The sequence below is a fragment of the Streptomyces sp. NPDC016845 genome, assembly GCF_044332585.1.
Classification (GTDB): domain Bacteria; phylum Actinomycetota; class Actinomycetes; order Streptomycetales; family Streptomycetaceae; genus Streptomyces.
The window spans coordinates 148,961-169,712 of the sequence record NZ_JBIRPI010000011.1; the positions used below are offsets into that span (position 1 = coordinate 148,961).

Below are 20,752 nucleotides of genomic sequence, written 5' to 3' on the forward strand. Positions count from 1 at the left end.
CTCACTTGACGGCGCCGGCGGTCAGACCGGTGACGAGAAAGCGCTGGAGGAGCAGGAATCCGGCGACGACGGGCACGCTGACCACCAGGGACGCGGCCATGATCTGGTTCCAGTACACGTCGTTGAGGTTGGCGTAGGCGCCGAGGCCCACCGAGAGGGTGCGGGTCGTCTCGTTGGTCATGACGGAGGCGAAGAGCACCTCGCCCCAGGCCGTCATGAAGGAGTAGACGGCGACCGCGACGATGCCCGGGATGGCGGCGGGCACGATGATGCGGAACAGCGCGCCGAGCGGACCGCAGCCGTCGACGAGGGCGGCCTCGTCGAGGTCGCGCGGCACCGACTCGAAGTACCCGATCAGCATCCAGATCGAGAACGGCAGCGTGAACGTCATATAGGTGAGGATCAGTCCGCCGCGCGAGCCGAACAGGGCGATCCCGGTGGCGTTGCCGACGTTGACGTAGATGAGGAACAGCGGCAACAGGAAGAGGATGCCGGGCAGCATCTGCGTCGACAGGACGGTCACCGTGAAGACGCGCTTGCCGCGGAAGCGGTAGCGGCTGACCGCGTAGGCGGCGAAGACGGCGATGATGACCGAGCAGACCGTCGCCGCGCCCGCCACGATCACCGAGTTCATGAAGTACTTGGCGAGCGGGACCGTCGACCAGATGTCGATGTAGGGGCGGATGGTCAGGCCACTCGGTATCCAGTGGAACTCGCCCTGGACGTCCTGGAGCGGCTTGAGCGAGCTGGACACCATGACGAACACGGGGAGCAGCACGAAGGACGCGAGGAGCGTCAGGAAGATCCGGCGGGACCACACGAAGGACCGGGGCGCCGCCATCGGCGACCGGTGCCGCGCGGGGGCGGCGAGCTGGGTGTCAGACATCGGCGGTCTTCCTTCCCCGCGAGGTGAGCACCAGGTAGATGCCGGTCACGACGAGCAGGAACAGCAGGAGCAGGACGGACATGGCGGAGCCTGTGCCGAAGTTCCAGGTGACGAACGACGACTGGTAGATGTGGACGGAGATGAGGTCCGCCGCTTCGGGCGCCGCCTTGCCGAACATCACGTACGGCGTGTTGAAGTCGTTGAACGTCCACAGGAACAGGACGAGGACGAGGACCTGGTTGACGGGGCGGAGCGAGGGCAGGGTGATGCGGCGCAGCTGCTGCCACAGGCCCGCGCCGTCGAGGTTGGCGGCCTCGTACATCTCCTTGGGGATGTTCTGCAGGCCGGCCATCACGATGAGGAAGGCGAACGGCCAGCCCTTCCAGACGGAGACGGTGAGCAGCGCGTAGAAGCTGTTGTCGCCGATGAGCCAGAACGAGGGCTTGTCGGTGACGCCGAGCTGGTCGTGCAGGACGTGGTTCACCAGGCCGTTGTCGTGCTGGAACATGAAGACCCAGGTGATGACGGCGGCGTAGACGGGCAGCGCGTACGGGATGAGGAACAGGGCGCGCAGGATGCCGCGGCCCTTGAACGTCTCCTGCATGTAGATCGCGGCGGCCGTGCCGATGGCCCAGCACAGGCCGACGGAGAGGACCGTGAACAGGCAGGTGACGAAGAAGGAGTGGAGCAGGGCCTGGCCGACCGGGGCGTCGAAGTCGACGGCCACCTTGAAGTTGTCGAGGCCCGACCAGGGGGCGGTGCCCCAGTCGCGGATGTAGAACTGGGTGAGCTCACGGAAGCTCATCACGATCCCGATGACCATCGGGATCAGATGTACGAGGAGTTCCAGGGCCAGGGCCGGCAGGAGGAGCAGGTACGGCAGGCCGATCCGGCGGATCCGCCCGGGGCGGCGGCTCTTGCCGCGCGCCGCCCCGGGGGAGTTCTTGCCGGGGGCCCGCCCCTCCCCCGCCTCGGTGGCGGGGGTGGTGGCGGTCGTGGTCATGTGGGTCTCCGCACTCACTTCGTCGGCATCGACTGCTGGGCCTTGGTCAGCGCGGCCTTCACGGACTCCGTGGTGACCGGCTTGCCCGCGGCGGCGTCCGCGAAGAGCTCCTTCACGGCGGTGCCGACGGCGGTCTCGAACTGCGACTCGTCGGCGACCTGCGGCAGGGGGGCGGCGCTCTTGGCGAGGGTGTCCTTGAGGACGGCGGTGGCCTGCGCGTTGAACGCCGGGTCGGTCTGGGCGTCCTTGACCGGCGGGATGGAGCCGTAGGTCTTGTTCAGGAGCGTGGACTCCTCGGTGCTGGTCATGAACTTCACGAACTTCGCGGCGCCGTCGAGGTTCTTGGTGTTCTTGAAGACGGCGATGTTGATTCCGGCGACCATGGAGTTGGTCGCCTGGCCCTGGCCGGGTGCGCCGGACTGGACGGGGGCGGGCACGACGCCGTAGTCGCTGTCCTTCATGCCCTGCGACTTGAAGGTGGAGGCGGCGGCCTGCCACAGCACCATCGCGGTCTTGTTCTTGGAGAAGTCGCTCAGGGACTGGTTCTGCGCGTACTCGGCGTTGCCGGGCGCGATGATCTTGTCCTTGGCCATCAGGTCGACGTACTGCTTGACGGCCGTGACGGCGCCGTCGGAGGTGAAGTCGGGCTTGCCGTCGGCGGTGAACCAGTCGGCGCCGTGCTGCTTGGCGAGGACGAAGACCTGGTGGATGTTGTTGGAGAGGTTGGAGCCCTCGGCGGCGAGGCCCCACTTGCCGTCCTTGGAGATCTTCTTCCCCGCGGCGACGACCTCGTCCCAGGTCGTCGGGGGCTTCGCTATGCCCGCGTCCTTGAACATCTTCTTGTTGTAGTAGAGCGCGTACGACATCGAGTACAGCGGGATCGCGGCCGGGTCCTTGCCCTCCGCGCCGGCCGAGCCGAGCGCGGACTCGACGAACCGGTCCTTGCCGCCGATCTTCTCGAAGTTCTTCGCGTCCCAGGGCAGCAGCGCGCCGCTGGCCTGGAGCGAGGCGCTCCAGGTGTTGCCTATGTTGAGGACGTCGGGTCCCTGTCCTGAGGTGGTCGCGGTGAGGATCCGGTTGAGCAGGTCCGACCAGGGGATGACTTCGAGCTTGACCTTGATCCCGGTCTGCTTCTCGAACTTCTCGAGCTCGGGCTGGAGGACCTTCTTGTCGACCGAGATGCTCGCGCCCTGGTTCGACGCCCAGTACGTCAGGGTCTTCGGGGAGTCGTTGGACCCGCCGCCCGAGGACGAGCCGCCTCCGCAGGCGGTCGCGGCGAGGGCGAGCGAGAGGGTGGCAGCGCCGACGGCTGCGGCTCGGATTCTGCTCATGGCTCCAGGTGTCCCTTATCCGGAGGAACCCCGACTGCTTCAAGTAGTGAACGCCGTCAGGGCTTAATTTAGGCTGTGAGTTAAGCCGCACAAGAAGAGGGCGTCAAGAGATCGGACACGGGTATCTTGCGCGAGGCGGGGGTTGTCGGCGTCCAGAGGGCGCAGGGAGAGGGAGAACATGGCCGGGCGGAACGGGCGGACAGTGCACGACCTGCGGCGCGAGAATCGCGCGGCCCTTTTGCAACAGTTGTATTTCGATGGCCCGCTGAGCCGGTACGAGCTGGGCCCGGCGACCGGGCTGAGTTCAGGTTCCGTCAGCAATGTGGTGGCCGAACTGGCCGCCGAGGGCTTGGTCGAGGAGGCGGGCAGCGTCGAGTCCGACGGCGGCCGACCGCGTACGTTGCTGCGGATCGCGCCGGACTGCGGCCTCTTGATCGGCGTGGACGTCGGCGAGAACCTGGTCCGCGTCGAGTTGTTCGACCTGGTCCTGACCGAACTCGCGCGCGTGGAGCTCCCGTTGGCGGAGCGCGACCGCTACGACGTCGACCTCGTCGTGGGCCACATCCGCGACGGCATCGCCGAGGTCCTGGCCGCGGCGGACGCGGACCCGGGGCGGCTGCTCGGCGTGGGCGTCGGGGTCCCCGGCATCGTGGCGCGCGAACCGGAGCGCGGGGCGGTCGTGCACGGCCAGACGATCGGCTGGCCGGAGGTCCCGCTGGAGCAGTTGCTCCGCGAGAGCTCCCAACTCCCGCCCGAGGTGCCGTACTTCATCGACAACGGTGCCAAGACGCTCGGCCAGGCGGAGATGTGGTTCGGCGCCGGTCGCGGCGCGGGCAGCGCGGTCGTCGTCCTCTTCGGCTCGGGCGTCGGCGCGTGCGTCGTCGCCGAGGAGGGGGCGGAGGGCCGGGCCGTCGAGTGGGGGCATCTGACCGTACGGGTACGGGGGCGGCGCTGCCGGTGCGGTGCGCTCGGCTGCCTCGAGGCGTACGCGGGGGCGCAGGCACTGGTCGAACGGTGGCGGGAGGCGGGCGGCGCCCCGAGCGGGGACGGCGGGGAGGAGGCGGCGCTCACGGAGTTGCTGGAGACGGCGTACGGGGGCGAGCGTTCCGGGCCCGGCGACTTCGATGAGCGCCCCGGCCTCGACGGTCGCGGCGAGCGCCCCGGCTTCAGCGGTCGCGGCGAGCGCCCCGGCCTCGACGGCCTCGACGGGCGTCCTGCCCCGGACGGTCCCGACGCGCGCCCCGGCCTCGACGGCTCCGGCGAGCGTCCCAACCCCGGCGGCTCCGACGCGCGTCCTGATCGCGGCCATCCCGACAGGCGCCCCGGCCTCGGCGGCTCCGGCGAGCGTCCCAACCGCGGCGGCCCCGATGCGCGTCCTGAGCTCGGCCATCCCGACGGGCGCCCCGGCCTCGACGGCTCGGGCGAGCGTCCTGATCGCGGCGCCCCCGACGCGCGCCCCGGCCTCGGCGGCCCCGGCGAGCGTCCCGACCCTGGCGGCTCCGATGCGCGTCCTGATCGCGGCCATCGCGACGGGCGCCCCGCCTCCGGCGGCTCCGGTGGTCGCCCCGACCCAGCCGGCTCCGGCGAGCGTCCCGCCCCCGGCGGCCCCGACGGGCGCCCGGCTCCGGGCAGTCCCGACGGGCAGTGCGGCCCCGACGGGCGCCTCCGCCCCGAAGGCACTTCCCCCCTGGAGCGGGCCCTCGCGCTCTCCGTTCTGGAGGAGACCGCCGAGTACCTGGGTGCGGGCCTCTCCGACCTGATCAATCTCTTCCAGCCCGAACGCATCCTGATCGGTGGCTGGGCGGGCCTGCGTCTCGGCCCCCGCTTCCTGGACTCGGTACGCCGCCACATCGGCACGTACGCCCTGCACTACCCGGTCGGCCGCGTCGGCGTCGAGCTGGGACGGCTCGGCCCGGACGCGGTGACGGTCGGCGCGGCCACGCTGCCCCTGGCCGGGTTCTTCGCGCGGGGCGGGCGCCGGGCGGAACCGGCCCCCGCGCAGGAACTGCCGGGCTGGCGGCGGGCGTTGGTGGCGCGCAGGGGGGTCCGGGGCCGGGTCCCGGCGGAAAGTCAGGAGGTCGCGCAGTAACTCGGTCGGCGCAGCCGCGCCCCGCGTGTTCTGATGAGGCGTGCGAGAGACGAACGACAGCGCGCCGCAGGTCAGGGTGCGGAGCGCGGAGGACCTGCCAGGGTGTGTCGCCGTACTGCGGGCGGTGCACGAACAGGACCGCTACCCGGTGAGATGGCCGCCGGACCCCGAGCGCTGGCTGGCTCATGACGCGGACGACACGGGCTGGGTCGCACAGCTCGACGGGCGGATCGTCGGGCATGTGCTGCTCGTGCGGCCCGACGGGGGCGACGTGGCGCCCGGCCTGCTCGCACCGGACACGCCGGTGGCCGTCGTCAGCAGGCTGTTCGTCGACCCCGCCGCCCGGGGCCGGCGGATCGGCGCGCTGCTGCTCGACCGGGCCGCGCGCGAGGCCCAAAGCCGTGGAGCCCGCGCCGTCCTCGACGTCGTCACGTCCGACCGCGCGGCCATCGCCCTGTACGAGCGGCTGGGCTGGGAGTTCCTCGCCGCGGGCCAACAGGAGTGGGGGCCGGGCGAGTTGGTCGACGTACGGTGTTACACGGCACCGCCCGTACCCACCCTGAAGGAAGTTCGCTGACGCAGGCCGGCCGGTAAGCCGGTCAGGGCGTTCCTCCGGCAGGGCCGCGAAGGGCTCGCGGTGTCACCGCGTCCGGTTCTGTGAGGTGGCTGTCCATGGTGGTGTTCAGGTCGGCCATGAACGCTTCGACCTGTTCCAGGAACCGGGGCGGGTAGGGCGACATCGCGGCGTCGAGGCGGTGGGCGAGCGGGCCGAAGAACTCGTCCGCCCGCTCCTGGATGTGCCCGCCGCTGCGCAGTGTGACGATGCGCCGGTCGGAGTGCTCGCGGGCCCGCGTGATGTGCCCGGCCGCCTCGAGGCGGTTCAGCAGCGCGGTGGTGGCGCCCGTGGACAGGGAGATCCGCTCGCTCAGCCGCGCCGGTGACAGGCAGGCGCCGCGCTCCTCGGCGGCGGCGATCTCCAGGACCGCGGTCGCGTCCGTGGAGTGCAGGCCCAGCCAGGCGGCGAAGCGCCGGCTGAGCTCGGCGTAGTGGCCGCCGTAGATCCTCAGCGACTCCATCAGTCGCTCACGCTGCTCCGCGACACCGTCGCGCACTGCTTCCTCCACGCCTTCGCCCTTCTCTCCTGTCACACGGTCCGCACGGCCACTCCGCTTTGACAACCTACCGCCACCACTTTACCTTCATGATGGAATTACTTCACCATGGAGGTATCTGGCATGCGCGACCCGTCCCCCGTCCCCGAGGAGACGACCGAGCCCTACCGGTGGCGGTGGCTGATTCTGGCGGTGATGATCGTCGCGGAGATCATGGATCTCCTGGACGCCTCGATCGTCAACGTCGCCGGACCGGACCTGGAGAGATCCCTCGGCGCCGACTCGGTCGGACTGCAGTGGGTGATCGGCGGCTACGCCCTCACCCTGGGCGCCGGGCTCGTACTCGGTGGCCGCCTCGGCGACCGCTACGGCCGGCGCCGGATGTTCCTGATCGGACTCGCCACCTTCACCGCGGCCTCGCTGCTGTGCGCGCTCGCGCCGAACATCGAGTCGCTGATCGCCTTCCGCCTGCTGCAGGGCGTCGCCGGAGCGATGCTGCTGCCCCAGGGCCTGGGCCTGCTGCGGGAGAACTTCTCCGGCCCCGAGCTCACCAAGGTCTTCGCGATCTTCGGACCCGTCCTCGGCCTGGGCGGCATCATCGGCCCGGTCCTGGGCGGCTTCCTCATCGAGGGCGACTTCTTCGGCCTGGGCTGGCGGTCGGTGTTCCTGGTCAACCTGCCCATCGGCATCGCGGCACTGGTCGTCGCCGCGAAGTTCGTGCCCAAGAAGGCGGGCGACCGCGCCGTACGGGTCGACATGACCGGAGCCGCCCTGGTCGTGGCATCCTGCGCCCTGCTGGTGCTGCCGCTCAACCAGGGCCAGGAGAACGGCTGGCCGCTGTGGACGTGGCTGTCCATGGCCGCCTCGGCGATCGGGTTCACCCTGTTCGCCCTCCAGCAGCGCCGCACGGCAGCCGCGGGCCGCGAACCGCTGGTGACGCCGGGCCTGCTGCGCAAGCCCGCCTTCACCGTCGGCCTCGGCGGCATCGCCCTGTTCTTCGGCGGACTGATCGGCACCCAGCTCGTACTCACCCTGTTCCTCCAGATCGGCCGGCACTTCACCGCCGGCGAGGCGGGCCTCGGCAACCTGCCCCTCGCCGTGGGAACCGCGATCGGCGGCGCCGTCAGCGGCGCGTTCCTCGCCGACAAGATCGGCCGCAAGGTGCTCCAGATCGGACCGCTGGTCCAGCTGGCCGGCGCGGCCGTGCTGTGGTTCGAGCTCGACGGCCTCGACGCCGCCTCGTTCTCGATCTGGGACATCGCCCCCGGCGTGGCGGTGGCGGGTATCGGCGCCGGCATGGTGATCGCCGCCCTGTTCAGCTTCATCCTGGCCGCGGTCGACGACGACGAGATCGGGTCTGCCTCCGGTGTCCTGTCGGCGGTCCAGGCGGTCGGCGGCTCCATCGGCGTCGCGGTCTTCGGCTCGGTGTTCTTCGCCCGGGCCGAGACCGGCGACTTCACCGGCGGCTTCCACCACGCGCTGATCGTCCAGGCGTGCCTGCTGGTGGTCTTCTTCGCGATCACCTTCCTGCTGCCCAAGAAGGGCCGCCCCGAAGAAGAGCAGCACGGCATCACCCCCGGGACAACCGCCGACGACTCCGGCACCAAGCAGCACCTCCCCATCTGAGCTGCGGTCAGGGCCGTGTACAACACGCGGCCCCGGCCGCCCCGAACCGCCTGCGACGCACCCTCGGGCCCGGCGCCCGGATGCGCGGAACCGCCAGCCCGGGATATCCTTTCATGTCCGCATTTCTGCGGGGTGCAGTCCGGCCCCGCACCACGAACTGGGGGCTCCGATGCGCGCATGTTCCCGACTCGTCACGGTGGCCGCGGTCGCCGTGACCGCCCTCGCCGCCCCGGTCACCGCCTCGTCGGGCGCCCCGGCCGCGACACCGCCCCGCTGCGCCGAGAAGGACCTGACGCTGCGCGCCGAGCCGTCCGACGACAGTGACGGCGTACTGAAGCTGAGCGTGCGCAACGACTCGGCGCGGGCCTGCCTCGTCGACCGCGTACCGACCGTCACTTATGCCGAGCTGGACGGCGCCGCCCTTCCGGTGCCGACCGTGCCGCACGCGGGGCGCACCCTCGCCGCGCACACCACGGTGTACGCGGCGGTCCGCTCCCTGTCGGACTCCGAGGACGCCGAGGACGGAGCCCGTACGGTCCTCGCCGTGCACGTGGTCACCGTCCCCGACCACGACGGGCGGACGTTCCAGGCGCTGAAGCTGGGCGCCCCGGCCGGCGTGCGCGTATACGAGCCGGTGACGACCCTGTGGCAGTCGTCGGCGCACCGGGCGGAGACGGTCCTGGAGGAGCAGACGACCGGCCGGGGCATGTTCGCCGCTTAGGCGCCCCCGGGTTCCGGGAGCCGTTCTCGCTGCCGGAACCCGGTGGCGTACGCCGGGTTCGCGGCGTACGTGGATCAAGCAAGTGCCAAGACGGGTGCCAAGACCGGACGCTTCCGTCACTTCCTGAAACGCCAACCGCCCGTTGTACGCGCAATGTTGCGTTCGCACCCGGCAATCTCTTCGAACTTCGGCCGCAACCCTTGACGACCGCATCTCACACCTGAAACATGCCTGGCCAAGAGAGCGCTCCCACACCCCCACTCGTTCACTTCATGAACCAGGAGAGCCGCGTGTCCGTCCTCCCCCCACGCCCCACACACCCCGCAAGCCCCGCAAGTCCCTCACGTCGTGCGGTCCTCGGTGCGGCGGCCGCTGTCGCCGCGACGCTGCCCGTGCTCGGCACCGCCGTCGCCTCCGCGGCCGAGTCCGCACCCCGCGAGGCGAAGGTCGCGGGCGGCGGTGACCTCGGCCCCAATGTGATCGTCTTCGACCCCTCCACCCCCGGCATCCAGGCCAAGCTCGACGAGATCTTCAAGCAGCAGGAGTCGGCTCAGTTCGGCGCCGGGCGCTACGCGCTGCTGTTCAAACCGGGCACGTACAACGGGCTCAACGCGCAGCTCGGCTTCTACACCTCGATAGCGGGCCTCGGCCTCTCCCCCGACGACACGACCATCAACGGGGACGTGACCGTCGACGCGGGCTGGTTCGACGGCAACGCCACGCAGAACTTCTGGCGCAGCGCGGAGAACCTCGCGCTCGTACCGGTCAGCGGCACGAACCGGTGGGCGGTCGCGCAAGCGGCGCCGTTCCGCCGGATGCACGTACGCGGCGGGCTCAACCTGGCGCCCGACGGCTACGGCTGGGCCAGCGGCGGCTACATCGCCGACAGCCGGATCGACGGGGCCGTCGCCCCGTACTCGCAACAGCAGTGGTACACCCGTGACTCGTCGGTCGGCGGCTGGGAGAACGCGGTCTGGAACATGGTGTTCTCCGGCGTCGAGGGCGCGCCCGCGCAGAGCTTCCCCGACCCGCCCTACACGACGCTCGACGCGACGCCGGTCTCCCGCGAGAAGCCGTTCCTGTACCTCGACGGCGCCGACTACAAGGTGTTCCTGCCGGAGAAGCGGACGAACGCGCGCGGCACGAGCTGGGGCGGCGGTACCCCGCGCGGCACGTCGGTGCCGCTCGACCAGTTCTACGTGGCGAAGCCCGGGGACGGCGCGGCCACCCTCAACGCCGCGCTCTCCGACGGCCTGCACCTCCTGCTGACCCCCGGCGTCTACCACCTGGACGCGCCGATCCAGGTGGACCGCGCGGGCACGGTCGTCCTCGGCCTCGGCTACGCCACGCTCATCCCGGACGGCGGAGCCACCGCGGTCGAGGTCGCCGACGTGGACGGGGTGCGGCTCGCCGGATTCCTCATCGACGCGGGAACGGTCAACTCCGAGACGCTGCTCGAAGTCGGCCCGCAGGGCGCGTCCGCCGACCACTCGGCCGATCCGATCACCGTGCAGGACGTGTTCGTGCGGATCGGCGGCGCGGGCGCGGGCAAGGCCACCACCAGCATGGCGATCAACGCGCGGCACACCATCGTCGACCACACCTGGGTGTGGCGCGCCGACCACGGCGAGGGCGTCGGCTGGGACACCAACCGCGCCGACTACGGCGTCGTCGTCAATGGCGACGACGTCCTGGCCACCGGCCTGTTCGTCGAGCACTTCAACAAGTATGACGTGCAGTGGAACGGCGAGCGCGGGCGCACGATCTTCTACCAGAACGAGAAGGCGTACGACGCGCCGAACCAGGCCGCGATCCAGAACGGCTCGGTGAAGGGCTTCGCCGCCTACAAGGTCGCCGACAACGTGACCACGCACGAGGGCTGGGGCCTCGGGTCCTACTGCAACTACACCTCGGACCCGACCATCCAGCAGGGCCACGGCTTCGCCGCCCCGGACACACCGGGCGTGAAGTTCCACGGCCTCCTCGTGGTCTCGCTCGGCGGCAAGGGCCAGTACGACCACGTCATCAACGACATCGGGTCCGCCACCTCCGGCGACTCCACGGTGCCGTCGACGGTCGTGTCATACCCCTGACATCCGCGCCTTCGTACGGGGGCGGGCCGCGCCGATGAGCGACTCGTCGTGGACCCGGGCGCCGGGCAGCTGGTGCCGGGCCGCGACGAGCGCGGTGCCGATGTCGCGGGTGCCGGTGGCGACGCAGAGCGTGTACGACACGTCGTCGAGGCGGCGACGTGCCTCGGCGCCGCCCTCCCCGGCGTCGAGCACACTGAGCGTCTCGTACTCGCGAACGAGATCGGCCAGCAGGGCGGGGTGGGCCAGCAGCATCGTCGGGGCTCCTTGTCGTCGGGGGCGTCCCCGCCCGTGTGCCCTGGCGTTTCACCCGCAAACGGGCGGAATGATCGCACCCGGCTTACCGTCGGCAGGCGGCGGTGAACCGGGTGCGGTGGCGCTTGGGCGGCTCGGCCTCGTCGAGCGGCACCACCGCCAGGTCCTTCATGGAGAGCCCCGATGTCCCGTGGGCATCGACGACGAGTTCGTCCGCGCCGTGCCGGTGGCGGCCGGTGCGCGCGCCGGGTTCGAGGAGCGCGGCCGGGCCGGGGCGCCGCCGGTCCCGGGCAGGATGAGGCGCCGCTATGCCGGTGTGGCGGGCACCGGCTCCACCGCGAGGAGCGAGGCGTCGTCCTGGAGTTGGTCCTCGGCGTAGTGGAGCAGGTCGGCGGCGAGGGCCGAGGTGAAGGCGGCGAGCCGGAGGCGGCTGAACTCGGCCGCGCGTTCGGCGAGGGGGTAGAAGGTGCCGCCGGCGTCGCGGGCCTCGGAGACGCCGTCGGTGTGCAGGAGCATCCGGTCCCACGCGGTGCGGGGCACGGGCTGGGCGGCGCACCAGCCGTGCGCGAGGTCGAGCAGCCCGAGCGGAGGTGCGGGCGCGGGCACGGCGGCCGGTACGGCGCCGCCGCCGCGCAGCAGTAAGGGCGGCGGGTGACCGCAGCAGACCAGCTCGGCGGAGCCGTCCGGGGCGACGGAGACGAGGGTGGCGGTGACGAACCGGTCGGGTTCGTCGGAGTGCGCGACCAGCGAGTGCAGCCGGACCGCGAGCACCTCCAACGACCGTTGCCGTGCGGCGAGTTCACGCCAGGCAGTGAGCACGGAGTCGGCGGTGCGGGAGAGCGCGGGGCCCTTGCCCATGACGTCCCCGATGAGCAGCCGGGTGCCGAACGGAGTGGCGACGGCGCCGTGGACGTCACCGCCCGCGCCGTCCTTGCCGGCGCCCGTGGCCACCCGGCGCGCGCTCACGCTGAGGGTGCCGACCGTCTCCGGGGCCGGGTCTGTCGTACGCGGGCGGGTGGTCATGGGTGCCTTCCTGGGCGGCCACGGCAACGGGTCGGGCCGCGGTGATCGCGAGGGGTGCCGGGAAGTGTAGTCAGCCGGGTGCCGTGTGTGACGTCTTCCCCGAAGTGCGCGCAGCATGTGCCTCCGGCACCCGGATTGTGCCCGCGGCATGTGGCCCGTGGCGCGGACCCGACCGCGGGAGAGCAGTGTCCCACCTCCGCCCGGCTCGCGCGGGGTGATCCGGTGAAGCCGCCAGGAGCGGGGCGGAACGCTTCTACCGTGGCGGGACAAGACGCGTCGTCCCGCCCGCCGCCGATCGCCCCGTACGAAGTGAGACCGCACATGAACCGCAGCTCCGGCCGCCGCACGTGGGGTGAACTGCCCGCCGAGGCCACCAGTTTCGTCGGACGGCGGCGCGAGCTGGCGCAGCTGGCCGACGTCCTCGCGCGGGCCCGCCTGGTGACGGTGACGGGGCCCGGCGGCGTCGGCAAGACCCGTACGGCGGTGCGCGCGGCGTACGAGCTACGGCCCACGTTCCCCTCCGGGGTGCAGTTGGTGGAGCTGTCGGCGCTGAGCGACCCCGAGCTGCTCGCCAACACCGTCGCCGCGGCGCTCGACCTGCCCGAGCAGACGGCCCGCCCGCCGATCGAGGTGATCGCGGACTATCTGGCGGAGCGGGAGCTGCTGTTGCTGCTCGACACGTGTGAGCACCTGGTCGACGCGTGTGCGCTGCTCTGCGACGAACTCCTGCGCGCGGCACCACGGTTGCGCATCCTGGCGACGAGCAGGCAGCCGCTCGACGTGGCGGGCGAGCACGTCCTCGCCCTCGGGCCGCTGAGCGTGCCCGAGCCGGACGCCACCGGTCCCGCGCGGACGAGCGAGGCGCTCGACCTGTTCGCGGACCGGGCGTCGGCGGCCGTGCCCGGTTTCACCGTCGACGACGGCAACCGGGCGGACGCGCTGGCGCTGTGCCGCCGCCTCGACGGCATCCCGCTCGCCATCGAGCTGGCGGTCTCCCGGCTGCGGGCGCTCTCCCTCGGTGAGGTCCTCGCCCGGCTCGACGACCGCTTCCGCCTCCTGACGGGCGGGCGGCGCACCTCGGTGCCGCGCCACCAGACCCTGCGGACCGCGATCGGCTGGAGCCACGACCTGTCGACCGCGCCGGAGCGGCTGCTGTGGGCCCGGCTCGCCGTGTTCGCGGGCGAGTTCAGCCTCCAGGCGGCGGAGGCGGTGTGCGCGGACCCGGTCGCGCGCGCGGGCCCCGTACCCGGCGTGGCGCTGCCCGTGGAGGACGTCCTGACGGCGCTCATCGGCCTGGTCGAGAAGTCCGTCGTGATCCGCGTGGAGACGCCCGAGGGCACCCGCTACCGCCTCCTCGACACGATCCGCGAGTACGCCGCCGGGCAGCTGTCGGCGCTCGGCGGCGAGGAAACGGTCCGGCGCCGCCACCTCGCCTACTTCGCGGAGGTGGCCCGTTCCTTCGACGAGGAGTGGACGGGCGACGCGCAGGTCCCGCTGCTCCGGGCGCTCGTGCGCGACCGCGCGAACGTCCGGGCCGCCCTCGAACACTGCGTCTCCTCGTCCCTGCTGCACGGGCAGGGGCTGCGGATGGCGACGGCCCTGTGGGGCTACTGGCACACCACGGGCCTGCTCACCGAGGGCCGCTACTGGCTGCGCCGCACCCTGGACGGGTGCCGCGACGAGACGCCCGTACGCGTCAAGGCGCTCTGGCTGAGCAGCTGGTACATGGATCTGCAAGGTGAACGCGGCGGCAACGAGGAGCTGCTGAAGGAGGGCGAGGCGCTCGCCGAGCGCATCGACGACCCGGTCGGCGCCGCGTGGACGCTCGCCTTCCAGGCCCACCGCCGCTACTTCTCCGGCCTGATGGACGGCTGCGCCGAGGACTTCACCGAGGCGCGCGAGCGGATGACGGCGCTCGGCGACGACACGGGCCTCATGATGATCGGCTTCTACGGCGGGTTCATGCTCGTCCTCTCCGGCGACCACGAGCGGGGCATCGCCTGGTGCGACGACTCGCTCGCGCGCAGCGCCGCGCACCCCGGCGAGCAGTGGGCGCGCGGCTGGGCGCTGTGGGTCAAGAGCGTCGGCCTGTGGCTGCGCGGCGACCACGAGGCGGCCGTCGCCTGCTCACGAGAGGCTCTGCTCAGCAAGGCGGCGCTGCACGACCTGATGGGCGTCGCCCACTGCCTGGAGGGGCTCGCCTGGTACGCGGCGCAGGTGCGGCGCTTCGACCGGGTCGCCGTGCTGCAGGGCGCGGCGGACGCTCTGTGGCGCCGCTCCGCGAAGGAGGCGAGGTTCGGGATCCCGGCGCTGCACGCGCTGCACGCGGACGCGGCGGCGCAGGCCCGCTCCGCGCTCGGCGACGACGGCTACCGCGACGCCTTCGCCGAGAGCGGCCTGCTGCCGCTCGACACGGTGGTGGAGCTGGCGCTCGCCCTCGAACCGGCCGCGGCCCCGGCCGTCGGCTCCCGGCGCCGCGGCCCCGCCGATGTCCTCACGCCCCGGGAGCGGCAGGTCTCCGCGCTCGTCGGCGACGGTCTGACGAACAGGGAGGTCGCGGCCGAACTCGCGGTGTCGAAACGGACGGTCGATTCCCATGTAGAGCACATCCTCACCAAGCTCGGCTTCACCTCCCGTGCCCAGATCGCGGCGCTGCGCGCGCCGGCGGCGCCGGACGCCGCGATTCCGCCGTCCCAGGTGTGACGAAGCGGGTCATTGCGGAGGCCGCAGCCGCTACGGTGAGGAGGAGGGACACGCACCCGAGGTCCCGCGGAGGCCGGATGGGCGACGAAGCTGCACGGGGGCCCGGGCCGCTGCCGAGGCTGCGGCTCGACGAACTGCTCGAAGAACTCCAGGTCCGTATCGATGCCGTGCGCGGCACCCGCGACCGCCTCCAAGGACTCCTTGAAGCGGTCCTCTCGGTCGGCCAGGAGCTGAACCTGTCCCAGGTGCTGCGGCGCATCGTGGAGGCGGCGGTGGTGCTCGTCGACGCGGAGTACGGCGCCCTGGGCGTCATCGGCGAGGACCGGCTCAAGCTGTCGCAGTTCCTGCCGGTGGGCATCGACGCCGAGCTGCAGGCCCGGATCGGCGATCTGCCCTCCGGGCACGGTCTGCTCGGGGAGCTGATCCGCCACCCCGAGCCGCTGCGCCTGCCCGAACTGGCCGAGCACGCGGCGTCCTCCGGGTTCCCGCCGCACCACCCGCCGATGCACACCTTCGTCGGGGTGCCCATCCGGGTGCGCGACGACGTGTTCGGCAATCTGTACCTCACGCAGAAGCGCGGCGGCATGGACTTCGACGACGAGGACGTGGCGGTGCTGCAGACCCTTGGCGCCGCCGCGGGCGTCGCGATCGAGAACGCGCGCCTGTACGAGGAGGTACAACTCCGGGAGCGCTGGCTGTCCTTGAGTGCCGAATTCACCGGCAGCCTGCTCTCCGGCACGGCCGAGATGCCGGTGCTCCGGCTCATGGTGGAGCGGGCCCGGGAGATCGCGGCCGCGGACCTCGGCATGGTGGCGCTCGTCATCCCGGGCACCGAGGACCTGCACGAGACGCTCGCCCTCGGCGAGCACGCGGAGCCTCACCACGACGTGACGCTGCCCCGCAAGGGCACCTTCGCGGGCGCCGCCCTCACCGCCGGGAAGCTGGTCACCTCGGACGACGTGCGCAAGGACCCGCGGATCACCTACCAGCCGGCCCGCTGGGAGGGGCTCGGCCCCGCCGTCGCCGTGCCGATCGGCACGCCCGAGAGCGTGCGCGGCGTGCTCACGCTCGCGCGCCGGGCGGAGCGGCAGCGGTTCGCCGCCGCCGAGCTGGTGCCCCTGGTCGGGTTCGCCGGGCAGGCCGCGCTCGCCCTGGAGCTGGCGGAGCGGCGCCGCGACGCGGAACAGATGAGCCTCCTGGAGGACCGCGACCGGATCGCCCGGGACCTGCACGACCTGGCGATCCAACGCCTGTTCGCGACCGGGATGACGCTGCAGAGCGCGCAGCGGTTCGTGCAGCACCCGGAGGCCGCCGAGCGCCTGATGCGGGCGGTGGACGACCTCGACACCACCATCAAGATCATCCGTTCCACCATCTTCGGACTGCGCGAACAGGAGGCGCCGCCGTCGGGGAGCGGCCTGCGGATCCGGACGGTCCGGGCCGTGGAGGACGCGGCGCGGGTCCTCGGCTTCACCCCGGCGCTGCGCATGGAGGGCCTGATCGACGTGGACGTGCCCACGGCCGTCGCCGACGACGCGGTGGCGGTGCTCGGCGAGGCGCTGACGAATGTGGCACGGCACGCGCGCGCCTCCAAGGCGGAGGTGGCGCTCCTCGTACGCGGCCGGACCCTGACCCTGGTCGTGGAGGACGACGGTGTCGGCATCCCGGACGTGGCGGACGAGCACCGCAGCGGCCTGGCGAACATGGCGGCGCGCGCCCGTGGCCGCGGCGGCACGCTGACCCTCGCCCGGCGGGAGAGCAATGGCACGCACCTGGAGTGGCACGTGCCGTTGCAGAAGGGAAGCTGACGTTGCTGAAGGGGCGCTGACAGGGCTCGGAGGGCTGCGCCGCGGGCTCAGGCGCAGGCTTCATTGCGGGCGCGGTGGCAGCCTGCTGGCCATCACCGCGGCCTGGATGCGCCGCTCCACGCCCAGCTTGGCGAGGAGGCGCGAGATGTTGTTCTTCACGGTCTTCTCGGACAGGAACAGGCGCAGGCCGATCTGCCGGTTGGTCAGCCCCTCCCCCACGAGGGCGAGGATGTCCCGCTCCCGCTCGGTGAGGTCGGCGATCCGGTGGTCCGCCGAGGAGGCCGAGGAGTCGGGGCCGCCCTGCTCCGCGCCGTAGGACTCGGGCCCGCGCAGGCTGCGCATCAGCCGGGCCGTCGTCGCCGGGTCGAGCATGGACTGGCCGGAGGCGACGGTCCGTACGGCGGAGACCAGGTCGGACCCCCGGATCTGCTTCAGCACATAACCGGCGGCACCCGCCATGATGGCGTCGAGCAGCGCGTCGTCGTCGTCGAACGACGTCAGCATCAGACAGCTCAGGGAGGGCAGCAGACCGCGCAGTTCGCGGCAGACGGTGATGCCGTCCCCGTCCGGGAGACGGACGTCGAGCACGGCGACGTCGGGGCGCAGCGCGGGTCCTCTGACGAGGGCCTGCGCCGCGGTGGCGGCCTCCCCGACGACCTCCATATCGGGTTCGGCGCCGAGCAGGTCCCGCAGCCCGCGGCGGACCACCTCGTGGTCGTCGAGGAGCAGGATCCGGATGGGACGGTCCGCGGAGAAGGTGGGTGGCTCGGGCATACGTCCCCCTCGGATGTGGTGTCCCTAGATCCTGCGGCCCCGAACGGTGATCCGCCAGGGCCGAACGGCCCTGACCGGCGCGGCGGTCAGGGCCGTCGAGGCGGGGCCCCACGGCCCTCGAGTGGGTCTCAGGCGGCGTCGTATCCGTACGGGGCGTACAGGTCGAGGAGGCGGGAGCGGGTGACGCTGAGGCGGTGGGCGAGGATCTGGCCGACCCACTGGGCGACGAACGAGCCGAGTCCGGGGTCGGACGCGCACATCAGGCGCACGGTGAACGCGTCGAACTCGTGGGCGCGCACGGGGGTCTCGGTCTGCGCCCCGAGCTGCCACACGTAGGGCGGGAACAGCCAGGACCAGCCGATCAGCTCGCCACGGCCGAGCGACTCGATGACGGGGGCCCGCCGGCCCGGTACGCGCATGTCCAAAGCGATGCTGCCGCTGCGCAGGATCCAGAAGCGGTCCGCGCGCGAACCCTCGTCGAAGAGCCTGGTGTTCGGCAGGAAGGTGACCTCACGGGCGATGCGCATCAGCCGGCCGCGGTGTTCCTCGGGCAGGGTCTGGCTCATGCGCGGGGCCATGGTGGTCATGGGCTGCCTCCTTTCGGGGGCGGCGCAACGACGGCCGGGAACACTTCCCTCCGGTTACCGCCCGCCCGGGCCGCGTGGGTCGGCGCTCGGTCCGGGCGGCGGTCGTCGCACGGACCGGACCGCCGTCGTGCGATACCTCGACGATCGCCGCCCGCGCCCGCTACGCCCAGGGGCCGAACGGCCCTGACCAGGGGGCCTGTCGGATCGGACGGCGGGCCCGACATTCGTACAAGACGGGGCGGGGCGGACCTCCGCATCATCGGGCGCATGACTGACCGACAGAAGGAACACGGCGGCGAGCCGCCCCACGGGACGCACGTCGTACGGGACGGCTCTCCCGACGCGCCGCCCCTGCTGCTCATCCACGGTTCGGGGGCCGCGGGCGGCTGCTGGGACCCGATGGTCCCGGCGCTCGCCCGCCGCCACCACGTCATCCGCGTCGACCTCCCGGGGTGCGGGAACTCCCCGCCCGCCAGGTCCTACGCGGTGCCGAGCCAGGCCGGGCAGGTGGCGGCGCTCCTCGACTCGCTCGGGCTGCGCCGGGTCCCCGTGGTCGGCCACTCCAGCGGCGGCTACGTCGCCACGGCGCTGGCCGAACTCCGCCCCGAACTGGTGCGCTCGCTCACTTTGATCAGCACGGGCCCGAGCATGGCGGCGCTGTCCCCGCAGCCGCTGCCCCTGCGGGTCCTGCTCGGCCCGCCGTTCGGGCGGCTGCTCTGGGCGCTGCGTTCGGACACGTGGATCCGGGGCGGGATCAGGGCGACGACGGCGGGCCCGGTGGAGGTGCCGGACGGGCTCGTCGCCGGGGTGCGCGGGATCTCGTACGGCACGTTCCGCAGAGTGCTCCGCGCGAACGAGGCGTACATCGCCGAGCGGACCGTGCCCGAGCGGCTCGCCGCGCTCGGTACCGGTGTACCGGTCCTGGTCGTCTTCGGCGCGTCCGACCCGCGCTGGGACCCGGCGTCGGCGCGTCGGTACGAGGCGGTGCCGGGCGCACGGATCGAGATGCTGCCCGGGGTCGGTCACATCCCGCCGCTCGAAGCGCCCGGGGCCACCGGTGAACTGCTCCTGGCGTTCGTGACGTCGGGTGCCGAGGCGTCCTAGGCTGGAGCGCATGCCGGTGACAGAGGTCTCCTCACCGCCCGACTGGGCGTCCATGGACATCGCGGTGCCACGCCCCGCCCAGCGGCTGCCCGGGGTCAGCATGGCCGGGTTCCGCCGGCGGGGCCCCGCGCCCATGGACATCGCGATGGTCGCGCACCCCTCCGTCACCCTGCTCCTCGACCTGAGCGACGGGGACGGGATCGTCTACGACGCCCGGGGCGGTCAGGGTCGCGGCAGCGTCGTCATCGGGCTCCTGCCGGGTGAACTGCGGGCAGGGGGCCGGGTCGGCGCGTGTCTGCAGATCCGTCTGGAGCCGGCCGTGGCGGCGGCGGTACTCGGCGAATCGGCCGAGCTGCGCGGGGCGGTCGTGTCCCTCGCGGACGTCTGGGGCCGGGCGGCGGAGCGCGCAGAGGAGCGGCTGCGCGCCGCCGCGTCCTGGGACGAACGGTTCGCGGTCGCCGGGGAGTTGCTCCGGACACCGCGGGCCCGGCGCCGGGTCGATCCCGAGGTCGCCCACTGCTGGCGCCGTCTGCTCCGCACCCGGGGCCGGGTACGGGTGGACGGCCTCGCGGACGAGGTCGGCTGGGACCGCAAGCGCCTGTCGGCCCGCTTCGGCGCCCAGCTCGGCATCGCCCCCAAACGCGCCGCCCGCCTCGTCCGCTTCGACCACGCCGCCCGCCTGCTGGCCTCGGGGCACACCCCGGCCACCGCCGCCACGGTCAGCGGCTACGTCGACCAGTCCCATCTGCACCGGGAGGTGCGGGAGTTCACCGGTCTCACCCCGTCGGGGGTGGCGGCGGCCCCGTGGCTGCAGATCGATGACGTGGCGTGGCCGGACGCGGTGCCGGCAGCGGTGTCCTAGGCGTGCCGCCGTCCCCACACCGGCTCCACCCGGCTCCACCCCCGTTCCCACGCCGCCAGGCGACGGCGGTCGAGGGCCGCGCGTAACGTGAGGCGCGTGGTGAGGGCAAGCCCGGCCGTCGCGGTGGCCACCAGGAAGCCCGCCGCGAGGGTGTGCGACCAGACGTCGCCCCCGCCCCAGGGCGCCGTGGTGACGCCACCGTGCCGGTCCAGCCAGACCGTGGCGGTGTCGCCGCGTTCGAGCCCGGCCGTGACGGGGGCGATCGCGGTGACCGTGCGGCCCTGCCCGTCGGTCCAGCGCACCGTGACCGGGTAGGTGACCGTCGCCTGGACACCAGAGGCGGCGGGCACGTGGTCCGGCGCGTCCTCGACCAGCCGGGCCCGCTGCGGCTGACGGGACTCCCGCTGGGCGCGGACGTGGGCCCGGGCATCCTCGTGCGCCGCCCAGCCGCTCAGCGCGCCCGCGGCCGGCGCCACCAGGACGGCGAGCACGCCGAGCACCAGCGCCGCCCAGGCCTCGACCACGTCCGACCTGCGGCGCAGCGGGTTGTCCCGCGCTGCCCGGTGGTCCGGCCCGAACAGGCCCATGGCGGCCTCCTCGCTCCACACTTACGCGGACCGCACGGCGCGGCACAGGGGCCGAACGACCCCGGCGCCAGGGCCGGTTCGCCTCTCCCGGTGCGAACGACGGGGGTGACAGGGTCCGGAACGCGCCCGGCGCACGCGCCTTTTGCGTGCATCCGGTTCCTGGGACGGGCACGCGTGACCGCTCTCTCGCG

At 72.5% G+C, this 20,752-nt stretch carries 18 protein-coding genes and 1 pseudogene; 10 read left to right on the forward strand and 9 right to left on the reverse strand.

The window, feature by feature from the left end:
- Position 1: 1 nt before the first annotated feature.
- From ACH4RC_RS25450 to ACH4RC_RS25460, 3 genes are read right to left on the reverse strand one after another with little or no spacing between them, the layout of a single operon-like run.
- Positions 2-886, reverse strand: coding sequence for a carbohydrate ABC transporter permease (locus ACH4RC_RS25450; RefSeq protein ID WP_398205012.1), 885 nt, complete (start codon positions 884-886; stop codon positions 2-4).
- A complete protein-coding gene (locus ACH4RC_RS25455; protein WP_398205027.1) occupies positions 879-1,889 on the reverse strand; it encodes a carbohydrate ABC transporter permease in 1,011 nt (336 codons plus the stop codon). Before ACH4RC_RS25455 ends, ACH4RC_RS25450 begins: the two co-directional genes overlap by 8 nt.
- 14 nt (positions 1,890-1,903) lie before the next feature.
- Positions 1,904-3,220, reverse strand: coding sequence for an ABC transporter substrate-binding protein (locus ACH4RC_RS25460; RefSeq protein WP_398205029.1), 1,317 nt, complete (start codon positions 3,218-3,220; stop codon positions 1,904-1,906).
- 178 nt (positions 3,221-3,398) lie between these two features.
- Here ACH4RC_RS25460 and ACH4RC_RS25465 point away from each other — a divergent pair.
- The 3 genes and pseudogenes from ACH4RC_RS25465 to ACH4RC_RS25475 all read left to right on the forward strand — a co-directional run.
- Positions 3,399-4,322: pseudogene (locus ACH4RC_RS25465) on the forward strand (ROK family protein); the annotation flags it as partial.
- The gene (locus ACH4RC_RS25470; protein ID WP_398205172.1) at positions 4,296-5,309 is read left to right on the forward strand and encodes an ROK family protein; all 1,014 of its coding nucleotides are present in this window, start codon (positions 4,296-4,298) and stop codon (positions 5,307-5,309) included. The pseudogene ACH4RC_RS25465 and the gene ACH4RC_RS25470, both read left to right, overlap by 27 nt.
- Positions 5,310-5,349: 40 nt before the next feature.
- Positions 5,350-5,886: a GNAT family N-acetyltransferase gene (locus tag ACH4RC_RS25475; RefSeq protein WP_398205032.1), complete on the forward strand. Its 537-nt coding sequence runs from the start codon at positions 5,350-5,352 to the stop codon at positions 5,884-5,886.
- 22 nt (positions 5,887-5,908) lie between these two features.
- Here ACH4RC_RS25475 and ACH4RC_RS25480 read toward each other — a convergent pair whose 3' ends face one another.
- On the reverse strand, positions 5,909-6,385 hold the full coding sequence (locus tag ACH4RC_RS25480) for a MarR family winged helix-turn-helix transcriptional regulator (RefSeq protein WP_398205174.1): 477 nt from the start codon (positions 6,383-6,385) through the stop codon (positions 5,909-5,911).
- 159 nt (positions 6,386-6,544) lie between these two features.
- On the opposite strand from ACH4RC_RS25480, the gene ACH4RC_RS25485 reads away from it, so the two are divergent.
- From ACH4RC_RS25485 to ACH4RC_RS25495, 3 genes are all read left to right on the forward strand, one after another.
- Complete coding sequence (locus ACH4RC_RS25485; RefSeq protein WP_398205035.1) at positions 6,545-8,047, forward strand: MFS transporter; 1,503 nt, start codon at positions 6,545-6,547, stop codon at positions 8,045-8,047.
- 169 nt (positions 8,048-8,216) lie between these two features.
- On the forward strand, positions 8,217-8,768 hold the full coding sequence (locus ACH4RC_RS25490; protein ID WP_398205038.1) for a DUF4232 domain-containing protein: 552 nt from the start codon (positions 8,217-8,219) through the stop codon (positions 8,766-8,768).
- Positions 8,769-9,040: 272 nt separating this feature from the next.
- The gene (locus ACH4RC_RS25495) at positions 9,041-10,861 is read left to right on the forward strand and encodes a coagulation factor 5/8 type domain-containing protein (protein ID WP_398205041.1); all 1,821 of its coding nucleotides are present in this window, start codon (positions 9,041-9,043) and stop codon (positions 10,859-10,861) included.
- Here the strand turns inward: ACH4RC_RS25495 and ACH4RC_RS25500 are convergent.
- Both ACH4RC_RS25500 and ACH4RC_RS25505 read right to left on the reverse strand, forming a co-directional pair.
- Positions 10,850-11,113 (reverse strand): DUF5133 domain-containing protein, encoded by a 264-nt coding sequence (locus ACH4RC_RS25500; protein ID WP_398205044.1) that lies wholly within the window; start codon positions 11,111-11,113, stop codon positions 10,850-10,852. The genes ACH4RC_RS25495 and ACH4RC_RS25500 overlap by 12 nt on opposite strands.
- A gap of 306 nt (positions 11,114-11,419) precedes the next feature.
- A complete protein-coding gene (locus ACH4RC_RS25505) occupies positions 11,420-12,136 on the reverse strand; it encodes a PP2C family protein-serine/threonine phosphatase (RefSeq protein WP_398205047.1) in 717 nt (238 codons plus the stop codon).
- A 321-nt stretch (positions 12,137-12,457) separates the two neighbouring features.
- On the opposite strand from ACH4RC_RS25505, the gene ACH4RC_RS25510 reads away from it, so the two are divergent.
- Positions 12,458-14,839, forward strand: a complete 2,382-nt coding sequence (locus ACH4RC_RS25510; RefSeq protein ID WP_398205049.1) for a LuxR C-terminal-related transcriptional regulator — start codon at positions 12,458-12,460, stop codon at positions 14,837-14,839.
- 77 nt (positions 14,840-14,916) lie between these two features.
- On the forward strand, positions 14,917-16,647 hold the full coding sequence (locus ACH4RC_RS25515; RefSeq protein ID WP_398205051.1) for a GAF domain-containing protein: 1,731 nt from the start codon (positions 14,917-14,919) through the stop codon (positions 16,645-16,647).
- A 60-nt stretch (positions 16,648-16,707) separates the two neighbouring features.
- On the opposite strand, the gene ACH4RC_RS25520 is transcribed toward ACH4RC_RS25515, so the two are convergent.
- A complete protein-coding gene (locus ACH4RC_RS25520; protein ID WP_398205053.1) occupies positions 16,708-17,421 on the reverse strand; it encodes a response regulator in 714 nt (237 codons plus the stop codon).
- A gap of 128 nt (positions 17,422-17,549) precedes the next feature.
- On the reverse strand, positions 17,550-18,008 hold the full coding sequence (locus ACH4RC_RS25525; RefSeq protein ID WP_398205056.1) for a Crp/Fnr family transcriptional regulator: 459 nt from the start codon (positions 18,006-18,008) through the stop codon (positions 17,550-17,552).
- A gap of 267 nt (positions 18,009-18,275) precedes the next feature.
- On the opposite strand from ACH4RC_RS25525, the gene ACH4RC_RS25530 reads away from it, so the two are divergent.
- Together ACH4RC_RS25530 and ACH4RC_RS25535 are read left to right on the forward strand one after the other, a co-directional pair.
- Complete coding sequence (locus tag ACH4RC_RS25530; RefSeq protein ID WP_398205058.1) at positions 18,276-19,112, forward strand: alpha/beta fold hydrolase; 837 nt, start codon at positions 18,276-18,278, stop codon at positions 19,110-19,112.
- A gap of 10 nt (positions 19,113-19,122) precedes the next feature.
- Complete coding sequence (locus ACH4RC_RS25535; RefSeq protein ID WP_398205060.1) at positions 19,123-19,974, forward strand: helix-turn-helix domain-containing protein; 852 nt, start codon at positions 19,123-19,125, stop codon at positions 19,972-19,974.
- On the opposite strand, the gene ACH4RC_RS25540 is transcribed toward ACH4RC_RS25535, so the two are convergent.
- Entirely contained in the window at positions 19,971-20,561 is a 591-nt protein-coding gene (locus ACH4RC_RS25540; protein ID WP_398205061.1) for a hypothetical protein, read from the reverse strand. The two genes, ACH4RC_RS25535 and ACH4RC_RS25540, sit on opposite strands and share 4 nt — an antisense overlap.
- Between the last annotated feature and the right edge of the window lie 191 nt (positions 20,562-20,752).

Bases quoted from the DNA above. Each gene is read 5' to 3' on its own strand.
- ACH4RC_RS25540 (WP_398205061.1), bottom strand. From the start codon at position 20,561: ATGGGCCTGTTCGGGCCGGACCACCGGGCAGCGCGGGACAACCCGCTG.
- ACH4RC_RS25515 (WP_398205051.1), top strand. From the start codon at position 14,917: ATGGGCGACGAAGCTGCACGGGGGCCCGGGCCGCTGCCGAGGCTGCGG.
- ACH4RC_RS25500 (WP_398205044.1), bottom strand. From the start codon at position 11,113: ATGCTGCTGGCCCACCCCGCCCTGCTGGCCGATCTCGTTCGCGAGTAC.
- ACH4RC_RS25530 (WP_398205058.1), top strand. From the start codon at position 18,276: ATGACTGACCGACAGAAGGAACACGGCGGCGAGCCGCCCCACGGGACG.
- ACH4RC_RS25485 (WP_398205035.1), top strand. From the start codon at position 6,545: ATGCGCGACCCGTCCCCCGTCCCCGAGGAGACGACCGAGCCCTACCGG.
- ACH4RC_RS25525 (WP_398205056.1), bottom strand. From the start codon at position 18,008: ATGACCACCATGGCCCCGCGCATGAGCCAGACCCTGCCCGAGGAACAC.
- ACH4RC_RS25520 (WP_398205053.1), bottom strand. From the start codon at position 17,421: ATGCCCGAGCCACCCACCTTCTCCGCGGACCGTCCCATCCGGATCCTG.
- ACH4RC_RS25505 (WP_398205047.1), bottom strand. From the start codon at position 12,136: ATGACCACCCGCCCGCGTACGACAGACCCGGCCCCGGAGACGGTCGGC.
- ACH4RC_RS25450 (WP_398205012.1), bottom strand. From the start codon at position 886: ATGTCTGACACCCAGCTCGCCGCCCCCGCGCGGCACCGGTCGCCGATG.
- ACH4RC_RS25495 (WP_398205041.1), top strand. From the start codon at position 9,041: ATGAACCAGGAGAGCCGCGTGTCCGTCCTCCCCCCACGCCCCACACAC.
- ACH4RC_RS25455 (WP_398205027.1), bottom strand. From the start codon at position 1,889: ATGACCACGACCGCCACCACCCCCGCCACCGAGGCGGGGGAGGGGCGG.
- ACH4RC_RS25460 (WP_398205029.1), bottom strand. From the start codon at position 3,220: ATGAGCAGAATCCGAGCCGCAGCCGTCGGCGCTGCCACCCTCTCGCTC.
- ACH4RC_RS25480 (WP_398205174.1), bottom strand. From the start codon at position 6,385: ATGGAGTCGCTGAGGATCTACGGCGGCCACTACGCCGAGCTCAGCCGG.
- ACH4RC_RS25490 (WP_398205038.1), top strand. From the start codon at position 8,217: ATGCGCGCATGTTCCCGACTCGTCACGGTGGCCGCGGTCGCCGTGACC.
- ACH4RC_RS25510 (WP_398205049.1), top strand. From the start codon at position 12,458: ATGAACCGCAGCTCCGGCCGCCGCACGTGGGGTGAACTGCCCGCCGAG.
- ACH4RC_RS25535 (WP_398205060.1), top strand. From the start codon at position 19,123: ATGCCGGTGACAGAGGTCTCCTCACCGCCCGACTGGGCGTCCATGGAC.